This is a genomic window from Rhizobium sp. N731 (assembly GCF_001664145.1).
GTDB classification, from domain to species: domain Bacteria; phylum Pseudomonadota; class Alphaproteobacteria; order Rhizobiales; family Rhizobiaceae; genus Rhizobium; species Rhizobium esperanzae.
The window spans coordinates 147,161-166,687 of sequence record NZ_CP013603.1 but is presented as its reverse complement, the minus strand read 5'-3'; the positions used below and the strand labels follow the sequence as shown (position 1 = coordinate 166,687).

At 62.5% G+C, this 19,527-nt stretch carries 19 protein-coding genes; 14 read left to right on the top strand and 5 right to left on the bottom strand.

What is annotated here, in order from left to right; all coding sequences use genetic code 11:
• Nucleotides 1-33 precede the first annotated feature (33 nt).
• From AMK02_RS22445 to AMK02_RS22425, 5 genes are all read right to left on the bottom strand, one after another.
• The gene (locus AMK02_RS22445) at nt 34-1,563 is read right to left on the bottom strand and encodes a copper resistance CopC/CopD family protein (RefSeq protein WP_237358364.1); all 1,530 of its coding nucleotides are present in this window, start codon (nt 1,561-1,563) and stop codon (nt 34-36) included.
• Between the two features lie 218 nt (nt 1,564-1,781).
• Nucleotides 1,782-2,309, bottom strand: a complete 528-nt coding sequence (locus AMK02_RS22440; RefSeq protein WP_064806894.1) for a YcnI family copper-binding membrane protein — start codon at nt 2,307-2,309, stop codon at nt 1,782-1,784.
• 58 nt (nt 2,310-2,367) lie between these two features.
• Complete coding sequence (locus tag AMK02_RS22435) at nt 2,368-2,811, bottom strand: pseudoazurin (protein ID WP_064806892.1); 444 nt, start codon at nt 2,809-2,811, stop codon at nt 2,368-2,370.
• 330 nt (nt 2,812-3,141) lie between these two features.
• Complete coding sequence (locus AMK02_RS22430; protein ID WP_064806889.1) at nt 3,142-5,067, bottom strand: hybrid sensor histidine kinase/response regulator; 1,926 nt, start codon at nt 5,065-5,067, stop codon at nt 3,142-3,144.
• 26 nt (nt 5,068-5,093) lie between these two features.
• Nucleotides 5,094-5,819, bottom strand: a complete 726-nt coding sequence (locus AMK02_RS22425) for a Crp/Fnr family transcriptional regulator (RefSeq protein ID WP_064807183.1) — start codon at nt 5,817-5,819, stop codon at nt 5,094-5,096.
• A 236-nt stretch (nt 5,820-6,055) separates the two neighbouring features.
• Between AMK02_RS22425 and ccoN the strand changes: the two genes are divergently transcribed.
• The 14 genes from ccoN (at nt 6,056) to AMK02_RS22355 (ending at nt 19,273) form a co-directional block, all read left to right on the top strand.
• A complete protein-coding gene (ccoN, locus tag AMK02_RS22420; protein ID WP_064806887.1) occupies nt 6,056-7,678 on the top strand; it encodes a cytochrome-c oxidase, cbb3-type subunit I in 1,623 nt (540 codons plus the stop codon).
• Between the two features lie 8 nt (nt 7,679-7,686).
• A complete protein-coding gene (gene ccoO / locus AMK02_RS22415; RefSeq protein ID WP_064806885.1) occupies nt 7,687-8,421 on the top strand; it encodes a cytochrome-c oxidase, cbb3-type subunit II in 735 nt (244 codons plus the stop codon).
• An 8-nt stretch (nt 8,422-8,429) separates the two neighbouring features.
• Nucleotides 8,430-8,582 (top strand): CcoQ/FixQ family Cbb3-type cytochrome c oxidase assembly chaperone, encoded by a 153-nt coding sequence (locus tag AMK02_RS22410; protein WP_003568501.1) that lies wholly within the window; start codon nt 8,430-8,432, stop codon nt 8,580-8,582.
• A 1-nt stretch (nt 8,583) separates the two neighbouring features.
• Nucleotides 8,584-9,447 carry a cytochrome-c oxidase, cbb3-type subunit III gene (gene ccoP, locus AMK02_RS22405; protein WP_064806883.1) on the top strand — a complete coding sequence of 288 codons (864 nt, stop codon included), beginning with the start codon at nt 8,584-8,586 and terminating at the stop codon, nt 9,445-9,447.
• Nucleotides 9,448-9,457: 10 nt separating this feature from the next.
• A complete protein-coding gene (locus AMK02_RS22400; protein WP_016737114.1) occupies nt 9,458-9,643 on the top strand; it encodes a hypothetical protein in 186 nt (61 codons plus the stop codon).
• A 170-nt stretch (nt 9,644-9,813) separates the two neighbouring features.
• Nucleotides 9,814-11,382 carry a cytochrome c oxidase accessory protein CcoG gene (gene ccoG, locus AMK02_RS22395; RefSeq protein ID WP_064806881.1) on the top strand — a complete coding sequence of 523 codons (1,569 nt, stop codon included), beginning with the start codon at nt 9,814-9,816 and terminating at the stop codon, nt 11,380-11,382.
• On the top strand, nt 11,379-11,861 hold the full coding sequence (locus AMK02_RS22390) for a FixH family protein (RefSeq protein ID WP_064806879.1): 483 nt from the start codon (nt 11,379-11,381) through the stop codon (nt 11,859-11,861). Before ccoG ends, AMK02_RS22390 begins: the two co-directional genes overlap by 4 nt.
• On the top strand, nt 11,858-14,140 hold the full coding sequence (locus AMK02_RS22385) for a cation-translocating P-type ATPase (RefSeq protein WP_064806878.1): 2,283 nt from the start codon (nt 11,858-11,860) through the stop codon (nt 14,138-14,140). The genes AMK02_RS22390 and AMK02_RS22385 overlap by 4 nt, the downstream gene beginning before the upstream one ends.
• Nucleotides 14,137-14,295, top strand: a complete 159-nt coding sequence (ccoS, locus tag AMK02_RS22380) for a cbb3-type cytochrome oxidase assembly protein CcoS (RefSeq protein ID WP_064806876.1) — start codon at nt 14,137-14,139, stop codon at nt 14,293-14,295. Before AMK02_RS22385 ends, ccoS begins: the two co-directional genes overlap by 4 nt.
• 32 nt (nt 14,296-14,327) lie before the next feature.
• Nucleotides 14,328-14,993 carry a Crp/Fnr family transcriptional regulator gene (locus AMK02_RS22375; RefSeq protein ID WP_064806874.1) on the top strand — a complete coding sequence of 222 codons (666 nt, stop codon included), beginning with the start codon at nt 14,328-14,330 and terminating at the stop codon, nt 14,991-14,993.
• Nucleotides 14,994-15,090: 97 nt separating this feature from the next.
• On the top strand, nt 15,091-15,963 hold the full coding sequence (gene ccmI / locus AMK02_RS22370) for a c-type cytochrome biogenesis protein CcmI (RefSeq protein WP_064806872.1): 873 nt from the start codon (nt 15,091-15,093) through the stop codon (nt 15,961-15,963).
• Nucleotides 15,960-16,472, top strand: coding sequence for a cytochrome c maturation protein CcmE (gene ccmE / locus AMK02_RS22365; protein WP_064801355.1), 513 nt, complete (start codon nt 15,960-15,962; stop codon nt 16,470-16,472). Before ccmI ends, ccmE begins: the two co-directional genes overlap by 4 nt.
• Complete coding sequence (locus tag AMK02_RS22360; protein WP_064806870.1) at nt 16,469-18,463, top strand: heme lyase CcmF/NrfE family subunit; 1,995 nt, start codon at nt 16,469-16,471, stop codon at nt 18,461-18,463. The genes ccmE and AMK02_RS22360 overlap by 4 nt, the downstream gene beginning before the upstream one ends.
• A 132-nt stretch (nt 18,464-18,595) precedes the next feature.
• Nucleotides 18,596-19,273 carry a CBS domain-containing protein gene (locus tag AMK02_RS22355; protein WP_064806868.1) on the top strand — a complete coding sequence of 226 codons (678 nt, stop codon included), beginning with the start codon at nt 18,596-18,598 and terminating at the stop codon, nt 19,271-19,273.
• The last annotated feature ends 254 nt before the right edge of the window (nt 19,274-19,527 follow it).

Sequence of the window (19,527 nt, the reverse complement as noted above, 5' to 3'; positions counted from 1 at the left end):
AGTAGACGCCATGGTTGAATTCCGGAGTGACCGTCATTCCGACAGGCTGCCTTCGAGATGCACCGAATGGAAATCGTCGATCAGCACCTCGAGATCCGCCAGCCAGCCCTTCGGATCGCGCACCGGAAGGCCGCTCGTCTCCCACCCGCCCTGCGCCGCCCGGGCGAGTTCGAATTTCATCGGCTCGATTTCGGAGTCCGGCTTCTTCAGGCGAAGAACGACCTGTCGGGGATCGAGCGCGCCGAAATCGGGAGCCATGACCGCCACGTGGATCTTCCCGGTTCCGTTTGGCTCGGCTTCCAGCTCCAGTTGAGCCATTGCGCTGTCGGCATGCAGATGAACGGATGCTATCGGCGTAACATCGGCGGCATCCGCTTGCCCGGGGCCGGCAAACCGCCAGAGGCCGGCCGCGCCGATGATTGCGACGGCCAGGACAATTTCAAAGGCAATGCTTCGGCGCAGACGTCTTCTCGCAACCGCGTCTCCCGCCAAAGTCGCGCCGGTCAGCCAGAAGCGGTTGTAGGCGGCCAGCATACAAAGAACGGCGACAAGCATGATCTTGACGACGAGAATCCGGCCGTAGAGCGACGACTGGATTTGCGCGAGCGCCGGAAGCTCCGCGACCGCCAGTACGGTTCCGGCAACGATCGTCACGGCGAACGCAAGGGGAATGCTGCGCGAGAAGCTCTCCAGCGGACGCAGCTCCAGCGGCATTCGGCAGAGCCGCCAGAGCGGTGGAAGGCTTCCTATCCAGAACAGCAGCGTTGCGCTCTGGAGAAAAATGGCGGTCCTTCCTATCCAGCGCGGCTCGACGATACTGCAATGCCCGCTGAATGCGAAGGCGCCCGCGGCCAGCGCCAGGGCAACGGCGGCAAGGATGCGGCCGGCGATTTTGCGGTCGCCAAAGGGAAGCGTGGTGACCATGAGCGACAGAAAGAACAGGCCGGCGCAGATCGCCGCATTGCCTTGCAGTGCGATCTCGAACGGTTCGCCGCCGGCCAAGACAAGGCCACGTCCTGCTTCGTCCAGCCCCTGCAGGTAGAGGCCCGCCGCCAGCAAAGCGGCTCCCGGCAGCAGGACCGCTGCGACGCCTGCTGCCCGGCCGCGGCCCGCGCCCAGCCAGCGATCGAAGAGCGCGCCGCCGACGATGAATGCCATGAACAGAACCGTGGCGGTATGCACGAGCCAGATGGCGATCGGCAAAGAAGGGTCCGTCCGTTCGCCAAGGGCAACGGGCAATCCCGTGGAGGGCGCGCCGATATTGAACGCGAGGGCGCCGCCGACGGGATGGCCGTCCTCGGACTCGACGCGGTAGCTCACAATCACGGTGCCGCGGACATTGGAATTTGCAAATCGCAATCGAACGTCGGCACCCGAAGTCTCGGCGGCCAGCTCCTGGCTCGGGCCGCTGCCGTCGTTTGCTGTCGCCCGGATAAGCCGGACCGGTTCATTGAAATGCAGTTCGACTGCGGTCGGCGGCCGGTCCAGTGTCTCGTTGGCGGCCGGCGTCGAATTTTTCAAGGTGGCGTGGGCAAGCGCGCCTGTCGGCAGACACGTGCCCATAACTATGACAGCGGCAGCGCAAGCCGGCCTGGAGCAATTCCAGGAAAAGTGCGAAGCGGGTTTTCCCAGGCAAAGCGCGAAGCGCTTTTGCCGGGAATTGCGTAAATCCAAAAGGTTGGAGCGGTTCCGCGCTTCCATGAAAAGCTGAACCGCTCTAAGGAGCCGTGTCGCGAGGTTTCCCATTCTCAAGGGCCACATTATCGACGGCTCTCACCCGTTCACGAACGCGGTTGTTCGATCACGTCGAAATAGGGAGCAGGGGCGTCATAGTAGTCGGAAGACTTGCCTGCCGCAGGAATTTCAATCCAGCGTTCGACCGCGCCTTCAGTGCATTCCTGGACGACAGGAACGTAAATGCGGGTTTTGGCCGGGATCTCCTTTGCGACCGTCGCACGGAAAACGAACTCGTCATATTCATCGTCGGCGAGGTTGCCGCCTGACCATGTGATCTCACTGACGCCTTCCTTCACAGGTTTGCCGTACAGATCGTAGCTCTGCTGATAGGCCGCATTCGCCTTCTCGACGGTCCAGCCGGGTTTCGGCATCGGCTTTGCCGATAGCAGACCCTCCGGGATCTTCACGCGGATCTTGACCGTTGCCTTGCCCTCGCACCCATGTCCGACGCGAAGCACTGCCTTGTACGCTTTGCCCGACAGCGCCTGGTTCTGCTCGAGGGTAATGTGAGCATCGGCCACCCCGGCCGCGCAGACAACTGCCGCGAAAGCAAGCATCATGGGCTTGAACATGATGGTTCTCCATCGTGCGGGATGGCGCGCGAGCGCTGCCATCCGCACCGGTCGTTGATCACTGGGTGATATGGACAAGATCGGCATCGAGCCGCTTGCGTACCATGTTCGGCACCTTTGCCGTCTTGATCGCGTCGAGATTGGCGGGGCTGTCGCCGACCTGGATCAAGGCAACCATGCCCATGCCGGCATGCGGCGTGCATTTCACGACGTAGGCACCGGGGACATCGAATTTCGCCTGATACTGTTCGTTCGGCTTGGATTTGAATTCGGCGACGCCGTCCGGAATGAGGCCCTTGAAGGTCTCGACGTTGTGGCTCTTGTCGGTAGGAATGAAGGTGATGGTGTCGCCGGGGGCGATCTTCAAGAAGCCGGGCTCGAACACCATTGCGCCGTCGGCGCCCTTGTTAAGCATCTGAACCTGGTGGTCGGCGGCCAGCAATGGCGCTGCCGAGGCAATCAAGGCTGCCGCTGCAGCGATCAGACCGAATTTCAAACGCATTTGCAATCTCCTGTTCTGCGAGGCTCGATCAGCCTCATGAACATGGTTTAAGAGATACCGGAACCGGGTTCTTTGACGCCCGTCAAATTCGCGAAAAAAGCCGGGAACCAGGTTTTGGCTGTTTGCCCGATGCCGTGCCAAGAATGCCATTGCCTTGCGCGGCCATGCGGCCTTGCGCCAGTTGCCGGGCCGGCGATCCAGTTTTTCAACGGCGATCGCAACTTGCCGGAACGCTCCGACGAAGCCGTCGGGCGACGCGGATGACGGGCAGGACCTTCGCTTGGCGAGCGTCAGTTCCAGACGGCTATTCGAGATGGCGCAGGCCTGAGATCACTTTGCGTCGAGAAGCTCGCGGATCTTCAACGCCAGCTCTTTGGCGGTATAGGGCTTGCGCAGCCACTGTGCGCCGGGAACGATGCCTTTGCCCGCAAGGCCCGGCTCGGAATATCCCGACGTGAACAGAACCGCGATGTCGGGGCGCAAAACGCGCACCTCCCGGGCGAGTTCGTCACCGGTGATTCCGCCCGGCATGACGATGTCGGTGAACAGGAGCGCAATGTCGTCGTTTTCCTGCAGGACTTCGAGTGCGCGGCGGCCGTTTTCGGCTTCACGCACCGTGTAGCCCATTGACGCGAGCCTGGCGACGGCCACGCGGCGGACGCGGGCGTCATCCTCGACGACCAGCACCGTTTCATCGCCGCACGGCAGCTGGCTCTCGCCGGCGCCCTGGTCCAGCGCCGGCTCGCGGGGCTTGGCGCCGGCGACGGCCGGCAGATATATCCGAACCGTCGTGCCGCGTCCCACCTCACTGTAAAGCTGGAGATGCCCGCCCGACTGTTTGACGAAACCATAGACCATGCTGAGCCCGAGACCCGTGCCCGAGCCGACTTCCTTCGTCGTGAAAAAAGGTTCGATCGCGCGCTTCCTGACCTCCTCGGTCATGCCCGTGCCGGTATCCGTCATGGTAATGAGGACGAAGTTGCCGCTGCGCACCTCCGGATACATTTTCGCATAATCGGCATCGAGGTGAACGCGCGAAATCGTTGTCGTCAGGCTGCCGCCCTTCGGCATGGCGTCCCTTGCGTTCAGGGCGATGTTCAGAATGGCGTTCTGAAGCTGTGAACTGTCGACGAGAACGTTGAGGCCCGACCCGTCAATGACGGTCGACAGCCTGATATCTTCGCCGAGCGTTCGCCGCAGCAGATCCGAAAAGCCGCTCAGGAGCTGACCGAGATCGGCATGCTTGGGGTTCAGCGGCTGCCGGCGGCCGAAGGCCAGCAGCTGGCCGGTCAAGATCGCTCCGTCCTGCGCGGCGGCCTGGGCCTCGTTGAGAATGTCACGAAGGCTGCCGGGCGGCAGCTTGTCCTCGATCATTTCGAGATTGCCGCTGATGACGGTCAGGAGATTGTTGAAGTCATGCGCGAGGCCGCCGGTCAGCTGTCCGATCGCCTCCATCTTCTGCGCCTGGCGAAGATCCTCCTCGATCTTGAAACGGCTTGTCAGGTCCCGGACGAAACCGGTGAAAATGCGCTCGCCGTTGGCGGTCGCCTCGCCGACATGCAGTTCCATGGGGAATTGTGAGCCGTCGGCCCGCTGTCCGGTTACCACGCGCCCGTAGCCGATGATGCGCTTCTCGCCGGTTTCAATATAGTGGTCGATATAGCCGTCATGAGCCTCACGGTAGGGGGTCGGCATCAGGTTGCTGACGTTGCGGCCGCAAATCTGGTCCGCGGGCATTCCGAACAGCTTTTCGGCGGCCTTGCTGAACGACAGCACCGTTCCCTTATGGTCGATCACCACCATCGCATCAGGGACGGTATCGAGGATCGAGCTGAGATGCGCCTCACGCGACTTGACCGCCTCCTGAGCCTGCCTCAGGGCGCTGACATCGCTGTTTGTCTGGATCACGGTAAGCTCCCCGTCCGGCAGATTGACCAGCACGCAGCGGGATGCGACATGAATGTCGTGCCCGCTCTTATGGCGATGAATGATTTCGCCCTGCCAGAAGCCGCGGGATTTCAGCTGATCGCGGATATTTTCCGCCGGTTCGGAAAACTTCGTCGCCAGAAGTTCGTGGACCTTCTCGCCGACGGCCTCCTCTCTTGCCCAGCCATACATGTTCTCGCAGCCGATCGACCAGTGCGTGATCGTTCCGTCGAAACGATGGACCACGATATCCGCTCCGTCGAGCACGTGCACCATAGCGTCCAGCTCCTGCGGCGATGCGGTTCTCGGTGACACGAGGCGGTGAGGCATGACGGTCGATCCTGCGGCTTGTTGCATCAGTGCAGGTTGACCCTATGACAGGAATCGTCAGAAAAATCATCAGCGTCGCCGGACAACTGTTTCAGCCGGGCGAGATTGACGATTCTCAGGTCGTGCCTGCCCTCGGGAATGACGATGTTGCGCGACGCCAGTTTCGTGATCGTGCGAGACACGGTCTCGATGGTGAGGCCGAGATGATCCGCAATGTCCTGGCGGTTCATGGGAATGCGCACCAGACCCTGGCGCGGGTTGCGGCGGGATGCAAGTTTGACGATGAAGCTGCAGAGACGCTCCTCGGCATTCTTTTTCGACAACAGCACCATCTGCTCATGCGCGGCGGCCGCCTCCTGGCAAAGCAGGGAGATATAGGCCGGGCCGAGTGCGTCGGAGCGGGCGACTTCGTCATGAAAGCTCTTGCGCGACATGCGCCGGATCTTGCATTCGGTGACGGCCTCCGCCGTGAAAATGAAGTCATTTTGCAACGAGGCGCCGATGAGATCGCCGGCAAAATGGAAGGCGGTGATCACCCGGCGGCCTTCGCCGATGATGCGATGCAGGCGAACGACGCCTTCTTCCACCTGAAAGAGATGTTTCGCCTGGTCGCCCTCCCAGCAAATCGCCTTGCCGGCGGCGACGGGTTCCGCCGCCGAGCTCAGGAAAAGCGACGAAAGCGATTGGCCGGCATTAATGGCTTCGCCCGTTTTCTCGGCATTTTCGAACGCGTGGTTGTCCTGCATCAGCATCGTCATGTCCCTCGTGGCAGTGGGTGCAGTAGAAAGCCGCTGCGTCACACGCGAATGAGCGGACGGTGCCAAAGGGTGAAAGAGTGTAACAATGTGTAACAGCGGCGGCCCATTCGCGGCTTGGAGTCTCCTTGTTGATGTAGATCAAGGAGCCGTCGCCGGCTTCGTGACAGTCCTGCCCCGAACTACGAGAAAGCCGGCCGCGGGGCGGTCGTCTTTGCACCGGGGACGACATCATGAATTATACGATGGAAACAATGATGCTCGCGGTCGCGGCATTTCTAGCACTGCTGGGAGCCGCATTCGCGCACGATCATCTCTTTGCGGTCCATATGGGCATACTCAGCTTCTGCCTGATTGCGGGAACCCTGCTCCTTGTCAGGAGGGTCGACTTCGCACCGGCGGACCAACGGCGGAAGGTCGACCTGTCCGGCTATTTCGACGACGTGATCCGCTATGGCCTGATCGCCACCGTATTCTGGGGCGTGGTCGGCTTCCTGGTCGGCGTCATAATTGCGCTGCAGCTGGCCTTTCCCGATCTCAATATTGCGCCCTATCTCAATTTCGGCAGGCTGCGGCCGGTTCACACATCGGCGGTCATCTTCGCTTTCGGCGGCAATGCGCTGATCATGACGTCCTTTTACGTGGTGCAGCGGACCTGTCGCGCGCGCCTCTTCGGCGGCAGTCTCGCCTGGTTCGTCTTCTGGGGCTACCAGCTTTTCATCGTCATGGCGGCGACCGGTTACGTGCTCGGCATCAACCAGGCCCGCGAATATGCTGAGCCCGAATGGTATGTCGACCTCTGGCTGACCATCGTCTGGGTCGCCTATCTCGCCGTCTATCTCGGAACGATCCTGAAGCGCAAGGAACCGCATATCTATGTGGCGAACTGGTTCTATCTCGGCTTCATCGTCACCATCGCGATGCTGCACGTGGTCAACAACCTTGCGGTTCCCACCTCGTTCCTGGGCTCCAAGAGCTATTCTCTCTTCTCGGGCGTGCAGGATGCGCTGACGCAATGGTGGTACGGCCACAACGCCGTCGGCTTTTTCCTCACCGCCGGCTTCCTCGGCATGATGTACTATTTCGTGCCGAAGCAGGCCAACCGGCCCGTCTATTCCTACCGGCTGTCGATCATCCATTTCTGGGCTCTGATCTTCATGTATATCTGGGCCGGTCCGCACCACCTGCATTACACGGCGCTGCCCGACTGGGCGCAGACGCTCGGCATGGTGTTCTCGGTCATGCTCTGGATGCCCTCCTGGGGCGGCATGATCAACGGCCTGATGACCCTTTCGGGCGCTTGGGACAAGATCCGCACGGATCCGATCATCCGCATGATGATCGTCGCCATCGCCTTTTACGGCATGTCGACCTTCGAAGGCCCGATGATGTCGGTCAAAACAGTCAATTCGCTCAGCCACTATACCGAATGGACGATCGGCCACGTGCATTCCGGCGCGCTCGGCTGGGTGGGGATGATCACCTTCGGGGCGATCTATTACCTGACGCCGAAGCTTTGGGGACGCGAGCGTCTCTATAGCCTGCGGATGGTCAACTGGCACTTCTGGCTCGCGACCCTCGGCATCGTGATCTACGCCGCGGTGCTCTGGGTTGCCGGCATCCAGCAGGGGCTGATGTGGCGCGAATACAATTCCCAGGGCTTCCTCGTCTATTCCTTCGCGGAGACGGTCGCGGCGATGATCCCCTATTACGTGCTGCGCGCGGTCGGCGGAGCGCTTTACCTGGCGGGCGGCCTGGTCATGGCCTGGAACGTGTTCATGACGATCCGCGGCCACCTGCGCGACGAAGCTGCAATCCCGACCACTTTCGTGCCCCAGGCACAGCCTGCCGAATGAGGTGAGACATGGCATCGATACTTGATAAACATAAGATCCTCGAGAAGAACGCGACGCTTCTTCTGGTCGGCTCGCTGCTCGTCGTCAGCATCGGCGGCATCGTCGAAATCGCACCGCTGTTCTACTTGCAGAACACGATCGAGAAAGTGGAAGGCATGCGGCCTTACACGCCGCTGGAGCTCGCCGGACGGAACATCTACATCCGTGAAGGCTGCTATCTCTGCCACAGCCAGATGATCAGGCCGTTCCGCGATGAAGTCGAACGTTACGGCCATTACTCGCTGGCCGCGGAATCGATGTACGACCATCCGTTCCAGTGGGGCTCCAAGCGAACCGGGCCGGATCTGGCCCGCGTCGGCGGACGCTACTCAAACGAATGGCACGTCCAGCATCTCGCAAATCCGCGCGCCGTCGTGCCGGAATCGATCATGCCGAGCTACGCCTTCCTCAAGGAGCAGGAGGTGACGGTCAAGGATGTCGGAATGGACCTCAAGGCCAACGAGGACGTGGGCGTGCCTTACAGCGACGACATCCTGGCGAATGCCGAGGCCGACATGAGGGCTCAGGCCGATCCGAATGCGGACACGACGGCGCTGCTTCAGCGCTACCCGAAGGCGAAGATCGGCGATTTCGACGGCGACCCGGCCAGGCTGACCGAAATGGACGCCCTGGTGTCCTACCTGCAAATGCTCGGAACGCTGGTCGATTTCTCGACCTATGACGACGCGACCGGCTACCGGTGAGGGAATTCATGGAAACCTATACTGCAATGAGACACTTCGCCGACAGCTGGGGCCTCCTGGCGATGGCGGCATTCTTCGTCGGCGCGGTCGTGTTCACCCTTCGCCCAGGCAGCAAGCAGACGGCGAAAGAAGCCGCCGATATTCCCTTGAAGGACGATTGAGATGTCGGAAAACCATATCGATGAATTGAGCGGCGTCGAAACGACCGGACATGAATGGGATGGCATCCGAGAACTCAACAATCCGATGCCGCGCTGGTGGGTCTGGACGTTCTACGTCACGATCCTGTGGGCGATCGGCTATGCCATCGCCTATCCGGCCATCCCGATGATCACATCCGCCACGAAAGGCTATTTCGGTTACTCGACGCGCGCCGAGCTGCAGCAGGACCTCGATCTCGCCAAGGCATCCCAGACGAAGTTCCATGATCTGATCGCTGCCAAGACGGTGCAGGAAATCGACGCGGATCCGGCTTTGCGTGAATTCGCCATTGCCGGCGGCGCGTCCGCTTTCAAGGTCAACTGCGCGCCCTGTCACGGCTCGGGCGCGAGTGGCGGCCCAGGGTTCCCGAATCTCAACGACGATGACTGGCTGTGGGGCGGGGACCTCGATGCGATTCAGACCACGATCGCTCATGGGATCCGCTTCGACGGCGATACGGAGACCCATGCTTCCGAGATGCCGCCCTTTACCGACGTGCTGCAACCCATCCAGATGAAGCAGGCCGCGGCCTATGTCTGGGGCCTGACCAATACGCCCTCGGACCCCGCTCTCGCAGAGGCGGGAAAGCAGGTCTTCCTTGACAATTGTGCCGCATGTCACGGCGAGGACGCCAAGGGCAAAGCCGAAATGGGCGCGCCGGATCTCGCCGATGCGATCTGGCTCAAAGCGCGCGGCGAAGACGCCATCCTTCGCCAGGTGGCCTCTCCCAAGCATGGCGTCATGCCGGCTTGGGCGGGACGTCTCGGCGATACGACAGTCAAGGAGCTGACCATCTTCGTCCATTCGCTCGGCGGCGGCACGTAAGGAGAAAGCCATGACAGCCCACGACCACAATCCGATCCTCGGTCTCTACGGCACGCCGCGTGCTGTTATCCGATCGCGTGTCTCGGCGCGCGCCCAACCGATGCCTGCATCTTCGGAGCAGGACGACCCGGCAAAGATCGGCAATTCGATCGTGAGTTTGACCAGCCTCAAAGATCACAAGCAGACGAGCCGATAGTATCGGCTCCTGTCGAGGACGTCCCAGCGGCGTTTCTCCCCCGCTGTCCTCCGGCCACGCCCTTACCCCGGGCGTGGCCTTTTCGCTTCCGGAAAGGTCATTCTTGATCTGCATCAAGGAACGAATGCGCCGCGGATGGGACAAGAGCGGGTGAAAACCGGACAGGTCCCATGAATCTCTATACCGCCCCCGATCCAAATGACATTGAGCGCGTCAGCGTCGAGCCGGTCAATGCCCGGCGCAACCGCCAGCCTCTCTATGCGCCGCGCAAGAAGATTTTCCCGAAGCGCGCCGAGGGGCAATTCCGCCGGTTCAAATGGATCGTGATGCTGATTACGCTCGGCATCTACTACCTCGCGCCGTGGATCCGTTGGGATCGCGGCCCCTACGCGCCCGACCAGGCAATCCTCGTCGACCTCTCCTCGCGGCGTTTCTTCTTTTTCTTCATCGAGATCTGGCCGCAGGAATTTTATTATGTGGCGGGCCTGCTGGTCATGGCGGGGTTCGGCCTGTTTCTCGTCACCGCCGCGGTCGGCCGTGCCTGGTGCGGCTACGCCTGTCCGCAGACCGTCTGGGTCGACCTCTTTCTCGTCGTCGAACGCGCCATCGAAGGCGACCGCAACGCGCGCATGAAGCTCGACGCCGGTCCCTTCACCTTCGACAAGATCAGGAAGCGGGTGACCAAGCATGCGATCTGGCTGCTGATCGGCATCGCCACCGGCGGCGCATGGATCTTCTATTTTGCCGACGCGCCGGGCCTGGCGGCGTCGCTGTTTGCCGGCAGCGCACCCGCGGCCGCCTATGCCACGATTGCCATCCTGACCGCCACGACCTATGTCCTCGGCGGCCTGATGCGCGAGCAGGTGTGCACCTATATGTGTCCGTGGCCGCGCATCCAGGGCGCCATGCTCGACGAGAATTCGCTTGTCGTCACCTACAATGACTGGCGGGGCGAGCAGCGGTCGCGCCACGCAAAGAAGGCCCAGGCCCAGGGTCTGCCGATCGGCGATTGTGTGGATTGCAATGCCTGCGTCGCGGTTTGCCCGATGGGGATCGACATTCGCGACGGCCAGCAGATGGAGTGCATCACCTGCGCGCTGTGCATCGACGCCTGTGACGGCGTCATGGACAAGCTCGGAAAGCCGCGCGGCCTGATCGCCTATGCGACGCTCAGCGAATATTCGAGCAACATGTCGCTTGCGACGGACGGAGGGCAAACAGCCATCCGCCCCTCCAATGTGCGAAACGACGACGGCAGCTTCATCCCGGCGGTCCGGCATTTCGACTGGCGCATCATCTTCCGTCCGAGAATTCTCTTCTATGCCGTCGTCTGGGCATCGATCGGCGTCGCCATGGTCATGCATCTCGCCTTCCGCGAACGGCTCGAGCTCAACGTCGTCCACGACCGTAACCCCCAATATGTTCTGGAAAGCGACGGTTCCATCCGCAACGGCTACACGCTTCGCGTCCTCAACATGGTGCCGAAGCCGCGGGACGTGACCATCACCCTGGTCGGGCTGGAGGGAGGCAAGATGCGCATTCCCGAGTTCGGCCGGCAGGATGGCCGCAGCTTTACCGTCCATGCCGAACCCGACGCGGCGACGACGCTCAAGGTCTTCGTCACACGCAAGCCCGACGGAGCCGCCATCAGTGAATTCCTCTTCGTCATCGAGGATACGGACCATGCCGACCGGGCGACCTATCGCGCGGCGTTCAATGCACCGGGAGACGTGAGATGAAGGCTTCCAGAGGTTTTACCGGCTGGCACATGCTGCTTGCCACCTCCGCATTCTTCGCCGTGGTGATCGCCGTCAACGTCACCATGGCCGTCTATGCCTCTTCCACCTGGAGCGGCCTGGTCGTGGAAAACACCTATGTGGCCAGCCAGGAATTCAACGGCAAGGCGGCAGCGATGAAGGCGATGGCCGCCTCGGGCCTCGAGGGCGCGCTCTCCATCAAGGGCCACGAGATCCGCTACGACGTCCACGATGGCAAGGGTGCGCCTGCGATCATCGACGATGTCACGCTGAACTTCAAACGGCCGGTCGGCGATCACGAGGACTTCCACCTGACGCTCCGGAAGATGGGCGAGGGCCGCTTCGAAACCGATCATGAGGTCGCCGGCGGCGACTGGATCGTCGAAGCCATATCGACAAGGAACGGCGCGGTCGTCATGCATGAGGCCAAGCGCATCGATACTGCGGAGTTTGGCCAATGACCTGCTGCTCCATGGATACGGAAAGCGTGCTCGCCCTCAGTGCGACATCCGCCAGCGCCGAGGAAGTCCGGCTTGCCAGCCACTCGCTCGGGGCCGGATTGCACCAGCTCGACCTCAGCGTACCCGACATCCACTGCGGCGGCTGCATAGTCACCATCGAAAAGGCGCTGTCGGCGCTTCCTTTCGTCCGGAGAGCCCGGGTCAATCTCACTGCCCGCAGGGTGAGCTGCGTCTACCAGGAGGAAATCGAGACGCGGCCGACCGATCCGTCGGCAATTCTCACCGCCATCAACGCGGTCGGATACCGCGCGCATCTCTTCACGCCCACGGCACCTGAAAACGACAGGACCAGGAACCAGCTGCTGCTGGCGATCGGCGTTTCGGGTTTTGCAGCGGCCAACATCATGCTGCTCTCGGTGTCGGTCTGGTCGGGCGCCGATGCGGTGACGCGTGACATGTTTCACTGGGTTTCGGCGATGATCGCGGCCCCTGCGCTGGTCTATGCGGGACGCTTCTTCTTCAAATCGGCCTGGAACGCGCTGAAGCGCGGGCGCACCAACATGGACGTTCCGATCTCGCTTGCAGTGACGCTCTCCTATGCCGTCTCTCTGTGGGAGACCGTGCATCACGGCGAACATGCGTGGTTCGACGCCTCGGTTTCGCTGCTGTTCTTCCTGCTGATCGGCAGAACCCTCGATCACGTGATGCGCGAAAAGGCGCGCGCGGCGATCAACGGGCTGGCAAGACTGGCCCCGCGCGGGGCGCTGCTGATGATGCCGGACGGATCGCGCCGCTACGTTCCGGTGGAAGAGATCACGGTGGGTGATGACATCGCGATCGCGGCGGGCGAGCGCATCCCCGTCGACGGCACGATCGTCAACGGCGAGAGCGACGTGGATCTCTCCATCGTCACCGGTGAAAGCAGTCCGGTCGCCGTCGCCAAAGGGAGTGCGGTGAATTCGGGTGCGATGAACTTGACCGGCTCGCTCATCCTGCGGGCGACGAAAGTGGCGAGGGATTCCCTTCTATCGGAAATCATCAGCCTTATGGAAGCCGCCGAAGGCGGCAGGGCCCGCTATCGCCGGATCGCCGATCGGGCCGCAGCGCTCTATTCCCCGGCCGTGCACCTGTTGGCGCTGGTCTCCTTTCTCGCCTGGGGATTTTTCGGCGGCGACTGGAAACAGGCGATGCTGGTGGCGGTCGCGGTGCTGATCATTACATGCCCGTGCGCGCTCGGCCTTGCCGTTCCCGTGGTCCAGGTGGTCGCGGCGGGTGAGCTTTTCCGCAAGGGCATCATGGTCAAGGACGGTTCGGCGCTCGAAAGACTGGCCGAGGCGGATATCGTCGCCTTCGACAAGACCGGAACGCTGACAATGGGGCGGCCCCGTCTCGTCAGGGTCGAAGCGACCGAGGCAGGCAACACTGCGATCGCCTGCGCATTAGCCGCGCATTCACGGCATCCTCTTTCCCAGGCGCTGCTGCGGGACATGGAGCAGGCTTCTTCATTCTCGTTCGACAAGGTCACGGAAATCCCCGGCGGCGGGCTGGAGGCCAGCAACGGATCGGATGTCTATCGGCTGGGCAACCGGGCCTTTGCCTGCGGAACCGGCCTTACGCCCGGCGCGGGCGACAGTCCGTTTTCGGAGGTGGTCCTGTCGAAGAACGGCGCCGATCTGGCATGTTTCCTCTTTGACGACACGCTTCGCCCGGGCGCTGCCGAGGCCGTCCGCGATCTCACTGCCGCCGGCCTTGAAACGCTGATGGTATCGGGCGACAGGCAAACTGTCGTCGACAACACGGCGCAGGCTCTCGGCATTCAGAGGGCTCTGGGCGTCCTGGCGCCGAAGCAGAAGGTCGAGGAATGCCAGAGGCTGAGCGGCGAGGGCCGCCGCGTGCTCATGGTCGGCGACGGGATCAACGACGCTCCGGCGCTTGCCGCCGCGCATATCTCGATGGCGCCCGCCACGGCATCCGACATCGGCAGGCAGGCCGCCGACCTCGTCTTTTTCAACGAACGGCTCGATGCCGTCCCGCAAGCGATCGCCGTCGCGCGAAGATCCGCAAGCCTCATCCGGCAGAACTTTGTTCTGGCCATCGGTTACAACGTGCTGGCGGTCCCGATCGCGATTGCCGGCCTGGCGACGCCGCTGATCGCAGCGGTGGCCATGTCGACATCATCGATCATCGTCGTAACCAATGCGCTGCGGTTGAATGCCTTCGGCAAACATTCCCCCATCCGGACCGAAGCGCGAGCCGGCGGAGAGGTGAAAACCGCATGAACATGCTGATCTATCTGATCCCGATCGCGCTGCTGATGGGGGGGATAGGCCTCCTGGCATTCCTCTGGTCGCTGAAAAGCGGCCAGTATGACGACCTTGAAGGCGCCGCCTGGCGAATTCTCGTCGACGACGAAACCGACCGCGAAAAATCTTGAGCCGCATACAGATCAAGACGAGAGGAAGATCGATGCTTGCGAAAAATCCCGTACTTTTGCGGTCTGACCTATTCGACGGCCTCGACGAGGCGACGGTAGAGGAGCTCGCCGCTGCGGCTCAGTTTCAAACCTTCGCGCCGGATGAGCGGATCATCGCCGAAGGCCAGCCGGCGTCATTCGTCTATTGCGTGATGAGCGGGTTCGTCCGACTTTCCAAATCCGAATCCGCCGGACGCGAGGCGGATATCTGCATCTGCGAGCCCGGCGAAACCTTCGGCGAGTATCTTCTGTCGGGCGGCGGCGCCTACGCCTACAGTGCGTGGTCCGCCGACGGGGCGGAGGTGGCCTTGTTCGAACTTCCGGACTTGCGGGCGCTCGCCGAGCGGTACCCCATCATTCATCGCAACGTCATGCGGATCATGACCCGGCATCTGCTCGGCGCGATGGATTGCATAGCAGGAGACCGGCTGCACACGGCCGCGCAGCGTGTCGCGAACTACCTCGTAAGCCGATGCCCGGCCTCGGCCTCGCAGGCCACGTTTCGCCTGCCTTACCGGAAGAGAATTCTGGCCGGCAAACTGGGGCTTGCCCCCGAAGCCCTGTCCCGAGCGTTCGCCGCGCTCGTTCCCGCAGGTGTCGAAGTCAGAGGCAAGATCGTGCTGGTCGACAGTGTCGACCTGTTGCGGAAGGCGTGCTGACATCGGGAACAAGCCGGAAAGCACGCCGTAATTTGACCGGCGTCAATGTGGCCAGCGCCCGTTCCACTAAGGTCAGGGCAAAAGGCACCTCGACGTCATGCTTATCTGGATTGTTTTCGCGGTCATCGCGACTGCCGTCATCGTTTCCCTTCTTCATCCGCTTGCTTCGGGCCTTGCCCGGATCGACAGTGGCGCGGCTGATGCATGCCAGGTCTACCGGGACCAGCTTGTCGAGCTCGACAGGGACATGGAGACGAACCAACTCCCTCGCAACGAGTATGAATATGCCCGTGCCGAAATCGCGCGGCGGCTTTTGAAGGCAAGCGAGCAGCAGCGTGAAGAGCGCCGGAGACCGCCGCATACCCATCGATGGCTGAAGCCGGCCATCGTCTTATTTCTGCCGCTCGCAAGCATCGGCCTTTATGGCCGGCTGGGTTCGCCCGACGTGCCGTCGCAGCCGCTGCAGGCGCGGCTGGAAGATCCCGGCCGGAATATCGCAATGCTCATTGCAAGGACGGAACGCCATCTCGCAAGCCAGCCCGATGACGGGCGGGGATGGAACGTCATCGCTCCGGTCTATCTCAGGACCGGCCGGATCGCCGAGGCACAGTTGGCTTATCGGAATGCGCTGCGGATCCTCGGCCCCGACGTCGATCGCCTGGGCGGCCTTGCCGAGGCCCTGATGATCGAAGCGGAAGGTTCGGTGACCGCGGATACGCTCGACATCCTGCGGCAGATACTTCGGCTCGAACCGAAAAACCCGCGCGCGCTGTTCTACATCGCTGTCGGCATGGAGCAGGCGGGGCGGACCAGCGAGGCGCTGGCAGATTTCGAAGGGCTGGCAAAATTGTCGCCTGCCGGCGCGGCGTGGCTGCCGCTCGTCAACCAACATATTTCCGCCAATGGCGGCGTTCCGCTGACCGCTTCGGGGCAGAAGCCTGACATGACAGCTGCAGGAGGTTCGAGATGACGCGCAAGCAGAAGCGCCTTGCGGTGATTGCTGGCGGGATGAGTTTCATCCTGGCGGCGGTGTTGTTGGTGATGTTCGCCTTCAGCCAGTCGGTGGCCTATTTCTACATGCCGGCCGATCTGGCAAAGACGCCGGTGGCGCCGGAGACCCGCATCCGGCTCGGCGGCCTGGTCGGGGCCGGCAGCGTCGTGCGCGGCGCCGGTTCGACGGTGGAGTTTTCCGTCACCGACGGCAGCGCCAATGCGGTGAAGGTTCAATATACCGGCATCCTGCCCGATCTGTTCCGCGAAGGGCAGGGCGTCGTCACCGAAGGCATGTTTGCCGCCGGAACGAACGTCTTTACAGCCGACACGGTTCTCGCCAAGCATGACGAGACCTATATGCCGAAGGAGGTGGCCGACAAGCTGAAGGCGCAGGGCCTGTGGCAGGATGGCCAAGGCGGACAAAGCCAAGGGGGACAAGGCCAAGGGGGACAAGGCCAAGGGCAGGAGGCGAAAGCGACGCCATGATCATCGAGATCGGCCATTACGCTTTGGTGCTGGCGCTGGCGACGGCGCTGATCGTCTCGATCGTGCCTGTGATCGGCGCCCGCCGCCATGACCGGGCGATGATGGATGTGGCGAGCGTCGGTTCGCTTGTCATGTTTGCGCTCGTCGCCTTCGCCTTCGCCGTTTTGACCTATGCCCATGTCGTCTCCGACTTCTCGGTCGAGAACGTCTGGGAGAATTCGCATTCGCTGATGCCGCTGATCTACAAATATTCCGGCGTCTGGGGCAATCACGAGGGCTCGATGATGCTCTGGCTGCTGATCCTGGCGCTGTTCAGCGCCCTGGTCGCGATCTTCGGCGCCAACCTGCCGGAGACGCTGAAGGCCAATGTGCTTGCCGTCCAGGCCTGGATCTCGCTCGCCTTCACCCTGTTCATTCTCTTGACCTCCAATCCCTTCCTGCGGCTCGATCCGGCCCCGGCCGAGGGCCGCGACCTCAATCCGGTGCTGCAGGATATCGGGCTCGCCATCCACCCGCCGCTGCTCTATCTCGGTTATGTCGGCTTTTCCGTCTGCTTCTCCTTTGCCGTGGCGGCTCTCCTCGAAGGCCGGATCGACGCCGCCTGGGCCCGCTGGGTGCGGCCCTGGACGCTGGCTGCCTGGACCTGCCTGACGCTCGGCATCGCCATGGGCTCCTACTGGGCCTATTACGAGCTCGGCTGGGGCGGCTGGTGGTTCTGGGATCCGGTGGAGAACGCCTCGTTCATGCCGTGGCTGGCCGGCACCGCGCTGCTGCATTCGGCCCTCGTCATGGAAAAGCGCGAGGCGCTGAAGATCTGGACGGTGCTGCTCGCCATCCTGACCTTCTCGCTGTCGCTGATGGGCACCTTCCTGGTGCGCTCCGGCGTGCTGACCTCGGTGCATGCCTTTGCCAGCGATCCCACCCGCGGCGTCTTCATCCTCTCGATCCTCTTGATCTTCATCGGCGGGGCGCTGTCGCTGTTTGCCCTGCGGGCGCCGAAGCTTGCGGCCGGCGGGCTGTTTGCGCCGATCTCGCGCGAGGGCGCGCTCGTCCTCAACAATCTGATCCTGACGGTCGCCTGCGGCACGGTGCTGACCGGCACGCTCTATCCGCTGCTTCTGGAGACGATCACCGGTGACAAGATCTCGGTCGGGCCGCCCTTCTTCAACCTGACCTTCGGCCTGCTGATGGCGCCGCTGCTCGTCATCGTGCCGTTCGGGCCGCTGCTGGCCTGGAAGCGCGGCGATCTGCTCGGCGCCCTGCAGCGGCTCTACCTTGTCGCGGCTCTCGCCTTCGCCGCCGCTCTGGTCTTCTTCTATCTCCAACATGGCGGGCCGGTGCTCTCCGTGCTCGGGCTGGCGGCCGGGCTGTTCCTGATCCTCGGCGCCATTGCCGATCTCTGGTATCGGGCCGGCATCGGCAAGGTGGCGGGCTCTGTCGCCTGGCGCCGCCTGTCGGGCCTGCCGCGCTCGGCTTTCGGCACGGCGCTTGCCCATGCCGGGCTCGGCGTCAGTGTGCTCGGCATCGTCGCCGTCACCACCTTCCAGAGCGAACATGTCGTCGAGATGAAGCCGGGTCAGACGGTCGAGGCCGGCGGCTACAGCCTTGAGTTCGACGGCATGCGGGCGGGCAGGGGGCCGAACTACACCGAGGAGCGCGGCCACTTCACCATCCGGCGCGCCGGTGTCACCATTGCCGACACCTGGTCGGCCAAGCGGCTCTATACCGCCCGGCAGATGCCGACGACGGAGGCGGGCATCCTGACCTTCGGCCTCAGCCAGCTCTATGTCTCGCTCGGCGACGCCACCAAGGACGGCGGCATCGTCGTGCGCATCTGGTGGAAGCCGTTCATCCTCTGCATCTGGGGCGGCGCCCTGATCATGGCCGCCGGCGGCTGCGTCTCGCTCTCCGACCGGCGCCTGCGCGTCGGCGCCCCGCGCCGGAAGGCGAAGGCAAAACCGGCCGCGCCTGTGATGGAGGCGGCGGAATGATGCGGCAAATCCCCGCCCGCGCCCGGAGCGAATGTGACGGCGATCATGAACAGTTTGATGAAGATCAAAGCGGTATGACCGCCCGCTCTCTAGCATATCTCTAGAATAATAATGATCGGTGAGGCAGAGACCATGCAAGCAAGGGATATAATGACCACGAATGCGGTTTCGATCAGCCCGGTGGTCAGCGTGCGCCATGCGGTCGCGACGATGCTGCAAAATCACGTCAGCGGCCTTCCCGTCGTTGACGACCACGGCCGCGTCTGCGGCATGATCACGGAAGGCGATCTGCTTTTACGCCGGGAGGTCCGCTTTTCTCCCCGTCCGGCGCGGGCGCCGGAGCTGATTTCCGAGATCGACCTCGAGCGTTACATCGGCAGCAACGGATGGTGTGTGGCGGACATCATGTCCCAGGACGTCATCGTCGCCCGGCCGGACAGCGAAATCTCCGATATCGCAGAAAGCTTGCAGGTGCACCGCATCAAACGGCTACCGATCGTCGAAGATGAACGTCTGGTCGGGATCGTGAGCCGACGGGATATCCTGCGTGTCATTGCCGAGGCGCCGACGACCGTATTGCCGCGGGGAGACGAGGCCATCAGGCTGGCGGTGCGAACCCGGCTGAGATCGGACCTCGGTCTCACGCCGCAAAAGGTCCAGGTATCCGTCCGGAACGGGCAGGTGACGGTCGACGGTCAGGTGGAATCCGAACTCAAGCGCAGGGCGATCAAGGTTCTCATCGAGGGCCTTGGCGGGATCGCCGGCTATAAGGATTGCCTGCTCGTATCGCCTGTTCAAACCCAGGATTGAAAGCTCGCTTGCTTTGGCGCGCCGTCATCGCGCCAAATGACGAGGAGGCTTGCTCGATCTGTCAAGATCGAGCAAGCCATCTGTCAACTTCCCTGCTTGACACGGAAACTCCCGACTCGCCCTAGGATTTTAGCCCAACCGCCGGACTTCCTCTTTGATGAAAGTCAATCGCGCCGAGATCGACGAAAGCACGCGACTTGCGCCGAACTTGACGGAGATCAAATACCGACCGGCTGCCCCGATGTATCGGTTGA

Bases quoted from the DNA above. Each gene is read 5' to 3' on its own strand.
- AMK02_RS22435 (WP_064806892.1), bottom strand. From the start codon at position 2,811: ATGCGTTTGAAATTCGGTCTGATCGCTGCAGCGGCAGCCTTGATTGCC.
- ccoG (WP_064806881.1), top strand. From the start codon at position 9,814: ATGAATCTCTATACCGCCCCCGATCCAAATGACATTGAGCGCGTCAGC.
- AMK02_RS22375 (WP_064806874.1), top strand. From the start codon at position 14,328: ATGCTTGCGAAAAATCCCGTACTTTTGCGGTCTGACCTATTCGACGGC.
- AMK02_RS22400 (WP_016737114.1), top strand. From the start codon at position 9,458: ATGACAGCCCACGACCACAATCCGATCCTCGGTCTCTACGGCACGCCG.
- AMK02_RS22430 (WP_064806889.1), bottom strand. From the start codon at position 5,067: ATGCCTCACCGCCTCGTGTCACCGAGAACCGCATCGCCGCAGGAGCTG.
- AMK02_RS22385 (WP_064806878.1), top strand. From the start codon at position 11,858: ATGACCTGCTGCTCCATGGATACGGAAAGCGTGCTCGCCCTCAGTGCG.
- ccoO (WP_064806885.1), top strand. From the start codon at position 7,687: ATGGCATCGATACTTGATAAACATAAGATCCTCGAGAAGAACGCGACG.
- ccmE (WP_064801355.1), top strand. From the start codon at position 15,960: ATGACGCGCAAGCAGAAGCGCCTTGCGGTGATTGCTGGCGGGATGAGT.
- AMK02_RS22360 (WP_064806870.1), top strand. From the start codon at position 16,469: ATGATCATCGAGATCGGCCATTACGCTTTGGTGCTGGCGCTGGCGACG.
- ccoN (WP_064806887.1), top strand. From the start codon at position 6,056: ATGAATTATACGATGGAAACAATGATGCTCGCGGTCGCGGCATTTCTA.
- AMK02_RS22355 (WP_064806868.1), top strand. From the start codon at position 18,596: ATGCAAGCAAGGGATATAATGACCACGAATGCGGTTTCGATCAGCCCG.
- AMK02_RS22445 (WP_237358364.1), bottom strand. From the start codon at position 1,563: ATGGGCACGTGTCTGCCGACAGGCGCGCTTGCCCACGCCACCTTGAAA.
- ccoP (WP_064806883.1), top strand. From the start codon at position 8,584: ATGTCGGAAAACCATATCGATGAATTGAGCGGCGTCGAAACGACCGGA.
- AMK02_RS22410 (WP_003568501.1), top strand. From the start codon at position 8,430: ATGGAAACCTATACTGCAATGAGACACTTCGCCGACAGCTGGGGCCTC.
- AMK02_RS22425 (WP_064807183.1), bottom strand. From the start codon at position 5,819: ATGCTGATGCAGGACAACCACGCGTTCGAAAATGCCGAGAAAACGGGC.
- AMK02_RS22440 (WP_064806894.1), bottom strand. From the start codon at position 2,309: ATGTTCAAGCCCATGATGCTTGCTTTCGCGGCAGTTGTCTGCGCGGCC.
- AMK02_RS22390 (WP_064806879.1), top strand. From the start codon at position 11,379: ATGAAGGCTTCCAGAGGTTTTACCGGCTGGCACATGCTGCTTGCCACC.
- ccoS (WP_064806876.1), top strand. From the start codon at position 14,137: ATGAACATGCTGATCTATCTGATCCCGATCGCGCTGCTGATGGGGGGG.
- ccmI (WP_064806872.1), top strand. From the start codon at position 15,091: ATGCTTATCTGGATTGTTTTCGCGGTCATCGCGACTGCCGTCATCGTT.